Annotated in this window: 5 protein-coding genes; 1 reads left to right on the top strand and 4 read right to left on the bottom strand. The window is 29.9% G+C overall.

Going from position 1 to position 5,273, the window contains the following annotated elements:
• Positions 1 to 140: 140 nt before the first annotated feature.
• Entirely contained in the window at positions 141 to 1,118 is a 978-nt protein-coding gene (locus ACVC2P_RS08870; protein ID WP_452598118.1) for a Gfo/Idh/MocA family protein, read from the top strand.
• A 67-nt stretch (positions 1,119 to 1,185) separates the two neighbouring features.
• On the opposite strand, the gene ACVC2P_RS08865 is transcribed toward ACVC2P_RS08870, so the two are convergent.
• The 4 genes from ACVC2P_RS08865 to ACVC2P_RS08850 all read right to left on the bottom strand — a co-directional run bounded on the left by ACVC2P_RS08865 (position 1,186) and on the right by ACVC2P_RS08850 (position 4,442).
• Entirely contained in the window at positions 1,186 to 1,884 is a 699-nt protein-coding gene (locus ACVC2P_RS08865; protein WP_452598117.1) for a DUF4369 domain-containing protein, read from the bottom strand.
• 52 nt (positions 1,885 to 1,936) lie between these two features.
• Positions 1,937 to 3,247, bottom strand: a complete 1,311-nt coding sequence (locus ACVC2P_RS08860; RefSeq protein WP_452598116.1) for a DUF819 family protein — start codon at positions 3,245 to 3,247, stop codon at positions 1,937 to 1,939.
• A 61-nt stretch (positions 3,248 to 3,308) separates the two neighbouring features.
• Positions 3,309 to 3,494, bottom strand: coding sequence for an Arc family DNA-binding protein (locus tag ACVC2P_RS08855; RefSeq protein WP_452598115.1), 186 nt, complete (start codon positions 3,492 to 3,494; stop codon positions 3,309 to 3,311).
• A gap of 87 nt (positions 3,495 to 3,581) precedes the next feature.
• Positions 3,582 to 4,442: an SPFH domain-containing protein gene (locus ACVC2P_RS08850; protein WP_452598114.1), complete on the bottom strand. Its 861-nt coding sequence runs from the start codon at positions 4,440 to 4,442 to the stop codon at positions 3,582 to 3,584.
• Positions 4,443 to 5,273: the final 831 nt, after the last annotated feature.

Genomic DNA, 5,273 nt, shown 5'->3' with positions numbered 1-5,273 from the left:
ATTCTAACCTTATTTTTGACATAGAAATTATTGATATTCAAAAATAATTGAAAGACATAAATATAAACTTAAAAGAGCCTTCATTTCTGAAGGCTCTTTTTTAATTTAGAGAAATCTTAACTTTTAAATACTATAATTTTATGGGTAGAGTTATTAATTGGGGAATTATTGGGTTAGGAAATATTGCAAATACTTTCGCTAAAGATTTACTACTTTCTAATAAAAGTAAATTATATGCTGTAGCTTCTAGACATAGAGATAAAGCTAAGGCATTTAGTGAAAAATTTAATACAACCCTTTATTATAATTCATACAAAGCATTAGCTGAAGACTCAAATATAGATGTTGTATATATTGCTACGCCACATACACTTCATTACGAAAACACCTTATTATGCCTAAGCAAAGGGAAAGCAGTTCTCTGCGAAAAACCTTTTAGCATAAATACAAGTCAGGTAGAAGCTATGATTAAAACTGCAAAGTCCAAAAATTTATTTTTAATGGAAGGTTTATGGACTCGTTTTATTCCTGCTACAGAAAAGCTATTAGAACTTATAGAATTAAATACTATAGGAGACATTATATCTATAAAAGCAGATTTTGGATTTAAAGCCGAAATAGATTTAAAGAGCAGACTTTATAATAAGGTATTGGGAGGCGGTGCTTTATTAGATATTGGTATTTATCCTATTTATTTAAGTCTTCTTTTACTTGGCTCTCCAAAAGCTATAAAAGCCACTGCGAGAATGACAGAAACGGGTGTAGATAGTTATTGTGCTATGGTTTTTAGTTATGATAATAATGTATCTGCAAATTTAGAATGCACTATAGAAACAGATACACCTACGGAAGCTATTATTTATGGCACAAAAGGCAGTATTAAATTGCATCGTGATTTTTTTGCTTCAAAACAATTAACGTTAACACAAAATAATGTTGAGACAGTTTATGATATAGATAAAAAAGGAATGGGGTATCTACACGAAATTGAAGCTGTTAATTTGTGTTTAATTAATGGTTATAAAGAAAGTTCTAAAGTGCCTTTAAAAACAAGTTTAGAGTTAATAAAAATTATAGACCGAGTAAAAGCATCTATAGGCTTAAATTATAATATTTAACAATTATAAAAGCCTTTTTGTGTAAAACAAAAAGGCTTTTATTTCTAGTATAGAAAATTATTTTTTATTACTTCTCTTCTGCCTTTATATTATCTACAAACGCTTGTAACTTTTTACCATATAAAGACGATTTTATCTTCGGTGTTAAAGAGTTATTTATAGTATCAAGAAGTTTTATATTGGCATTGTAAAGCTCTGTAAGTGCTAAATATGGTGCTACTTCACTATCCTTATTATTAATTGCAAAATTTACAGTATATAAATACTTACGCTTTTCTAGGCCTTCATGCATTTTTTTAGTCTTATCTGCTAAAGCACTATCGTTAGCTCTATGTGCTTCAAAATTTTCTTTAATTAATTCTAAATTCTTATTATTAAACTTAGACATCATTTTTAAGTAATCTTCTAGCACCTCTTGTTGCTTAGAGCCTTTTATTTTTGCTCCAAAAGCAAAATTATCTAATGTTGTATTTATTTCGGTAATACCTTTGTCTGCAAAAAAAGAAATACGTTCGTCTTCATTATCATTTTTATCTAAATAAATAAAATATAACTCAGGTGTATCGATAGCACTTTCTAATTGAAACTTAGATTCTCCATTAATAACTGTAGAATCAATAGCTACTAAAACAGAGTCTTTCGCTTTTTTTAAATAAAGTGTTCCTTTCTTTAACCCTTTTACATTTCCTTTTACAATTAACTTGTCTTTATCATTTCCACAAGAAAAGATAAATAATAAGCTAAAAAATACTACTAGTTTTTGCATTTGTAATCTTAAAATTTATTTCCGCAAATATGCTATAAATTATCATTAAAAACTAGCTTACCGAAGCTAATTGCATCAAAATTGTACAACCTATCGCTGCAATAGTTCCTATTGCATATCCAAACACTGCTAACAAAACACCAACTGTTGCTAATGACGGGTGGAATGCAGAGGCTACTATAGGTGCAGAAGCGGCCCCTCCAACGTTTGCTTGACTACCAACTGCTAAAAAGAAGTATGGTGCTTTAATTATTTTTGCTACACCTATTAATAATAATGCATGAATACTCATCCAAACGATACCTATAGCTATTAAGCCCACATTATCAAAAATAAGCATTAAGTCCATTTTCATTCCAATAGAGGCTACAAGTATGTATATAAAGACGCTTCCAAATTTACTAGCGCCAGCGCCTTCGTAGTTTTTAGCTTTAGTATATGATAAGGCTATAGCTATTAATGTAGAAATACTTATCATCCAGAAAAATTTAGATCCTAAGAACGTAAATATATTTCTTGTTGTTTGCGATTGGATGCCTGAGACAACTTCTTCAAAAAATGGGGCTAAAAAATTAGAACATAAATGTGCAAAACTTACTGCTCCAAACGCTATTGCTCCCATTATCATAATATCTGTTAATGATGGATTACGTTTTACTCCTTCAGAGAACGTAGACATTTTCTCTTTTAAATTCTCTATAGAAGTGGTATCTGCTTTTAACCAAGAATTAATTTTTTTACGTTTACCAATTCCAATAAGTAATAGCGCCATCCAGATATTAGCAACTACAATATCTACAAACACCATTCCTCCGTATAATTTTTGGTTATATCCATAAATCTCTAACATTGCTGTCTGGTTTGCTCCTCCACCTATCCAGCTACCTGCTAGTGTAGATAACCCTCTCCATACAGCATCTGGCCCTATTCCTCCTACAGTTTCTGGTGAGACCATAGAAATTAATAAAATAGCAATTGGCCCTCCTATAACAATACCTATTGTTCCTGTTAAAAACATAATAAGTGCACGCCACCCTAAATTAAACACTCCTTTTAAATCTATACTCAGGGTCATTAAAACAAGTGCTGCTGGTAATAAATACCTGCTAGATACGTAGTAAAGATTAGATTTATGTTTAATTACTTCACCAGCTTTATCTATAGTTTCCCATTCTGGTGCTATAATTCCTGTTGTTGTTAATACAGCAGGAATCATATATGCCATGAATAATCCTGGTACAATTTTATAAAATTGTGGCCAAAAACCAGTTTTAATAGATTCTGTATAAAATACAGCTCCTAAGGCAAGCATTAGTAATCCAAATACAATAGTATCGTCTGTAAATAGTGGTGCGTTTTCCATTTAGTTAGTTTTTTTATCCTTGCAAAGTAGCAAAATTAACGGCATAAAAAAAGCGACTCGATTAAGAGTCGCTATCATTTTTGTTTATGTGCTTAGGTTTAGGGTCTCGCTTGGCTTCTTTTAAACCTTTCATTAATATCCATTCTATTTGCCCATTAGTACTACGAAACTCATCGGAAGCCCATTTTTCTATAGCTTTAAGCATCTCTTCATTTATTCGCAACGCGAAAGCTTTTTTCTTCGCCATTTTATTGAGTTTCTTTTCTTTTTAAGTTTATTAATTAGCCAAATATAATACAAACTACTGCATCGTGTAAATTCATTAATCTCTCAATTAATGATTTAAAGTTCCTGTATTTAATACTGGAGACGCATCTTTATCGCCACATAGAATAACCATTAAATTACTTACCATTGCCGCTTTACGTTCTTCATCTAAGTCTACAATATTTTTTTTACCTAACTCCTCTAAAGCCATTTCTACCATACTAACTGCTCCTTCAACAATTTTATGTCTTGCTGCCACTATAGCTGTAGCTTGTTGACGCTTAAGCATAGCATTTGCTATTTCTTGGGCATAAGCTAAATATCCTATTCTTGCTTCAAGTACCTCTATTCCTGCTATAGACAAACGCTCGTCTATTTCCTTTTCTAACGCTTCACTAACTTCATTAACGCTAGATCTCAAGGTTATATCTTCTACATGTCCTTCATCTGCAAAATTATCATAAGGATACATACTTGCTAACTTTCTTACGGCTGCATCTGTTTGTACTCTAACAAAATTCTCATAATTATCTACATCGAATGCTGCTTTGTAAGTGTTATTTACTTTCCATACCAATATAGTACTTATCATAACTGGGTTCCCCAATTTATCATTTACTTTTAAACGTTCGCTATCAAAATTACTTGCTCTTAATGAAATTTTCTTTTTAGAATAAAAAGGGTTTACCCAATAAAATCCATTTTTTTTAATTGTACCTACATACTTACCAAATAATAGTAATACTCTAGAACCATTTGGTTGCACCATTAAAAATCCAGGCATAATAAATAAGCCAATTATTAAAAGTAAGGCATATTCTATTTCTTCTGTAGCAATAGCCGCAAATATACTTCCAACCACAATTGCTAAAAATACAAACAACATAAGATAACCGTTTGCGGGTGTAATGATTTTTTCTTCTTTCATAAGGATAAAGTTTAAATTGATATTAAAATGATATCATAAAGATATATTTTTATTTTCATATTCCAAAATTTTAACTCAAAATAAACTGTGGCACGGAGATTGTATATTTAAAAACATAATTACTTATGAAGATTTTTTTTAGAGTGTGGTTACTTTAAATTAAAATAGTAATTACCATATTTTTGATTGGTTAGTTAAAAAAAGCATCTGTTAACACAGATGCTTTCTTTGTACTATTTATTTACAAAACTTAAATCATGTTATTTTTAACATGCATTTATAATAGTTCAGGTACGTATAATTATATTTTGGCACAGTCATTGCTTTATTCTTTTTATAATTACATACATTGATTATTTTAGAGTGTGGTTACTTTAAACTAGGAGTAGTAATTATCATATTTTTGGTTGGTTAGTATGAAAAAGCACCTGTTAAAGCAGGTGCTTTTTCTATTTTTTAAGGTTTTGTTACTTAATAAGCTTCTTTTTTATTTTTAACATGTATTTATGATTTCTCACCTTATAACAATATTACTTTGGCACAATGATTGCTTTATAGTTAATGTAATTATTTACGATGATTATTTTAAGGTGTGGTTACTTTAAATTAGGAGTAGTAATTACCATATTTTTGGTTGGTTAGTATGAAAAAGCACTTGTTAAGCAGGTGCTTTTTCTATTTTTCAAGGTTTTATTACTTAGTAAACTTCCTTTTTTATTTTTAACATGTATTTATGATTTCGCACCTTATAGCAATATTACTTTGGCACAATGATTGCTTTATAGTTAATGTAATTATTTACGATGATTATTTTAAGGTGTGGTTACTTTA

The sequence above is a fragment of the Pontimicrobium sp. MEBiC01747 genome, from assembly GCF_053601635.1.
The sequence above is the reverse complement of the archived record's forward strand: the minus strand, read 5'-3'. Positions and strand labels throughout refer to the sequence as shown.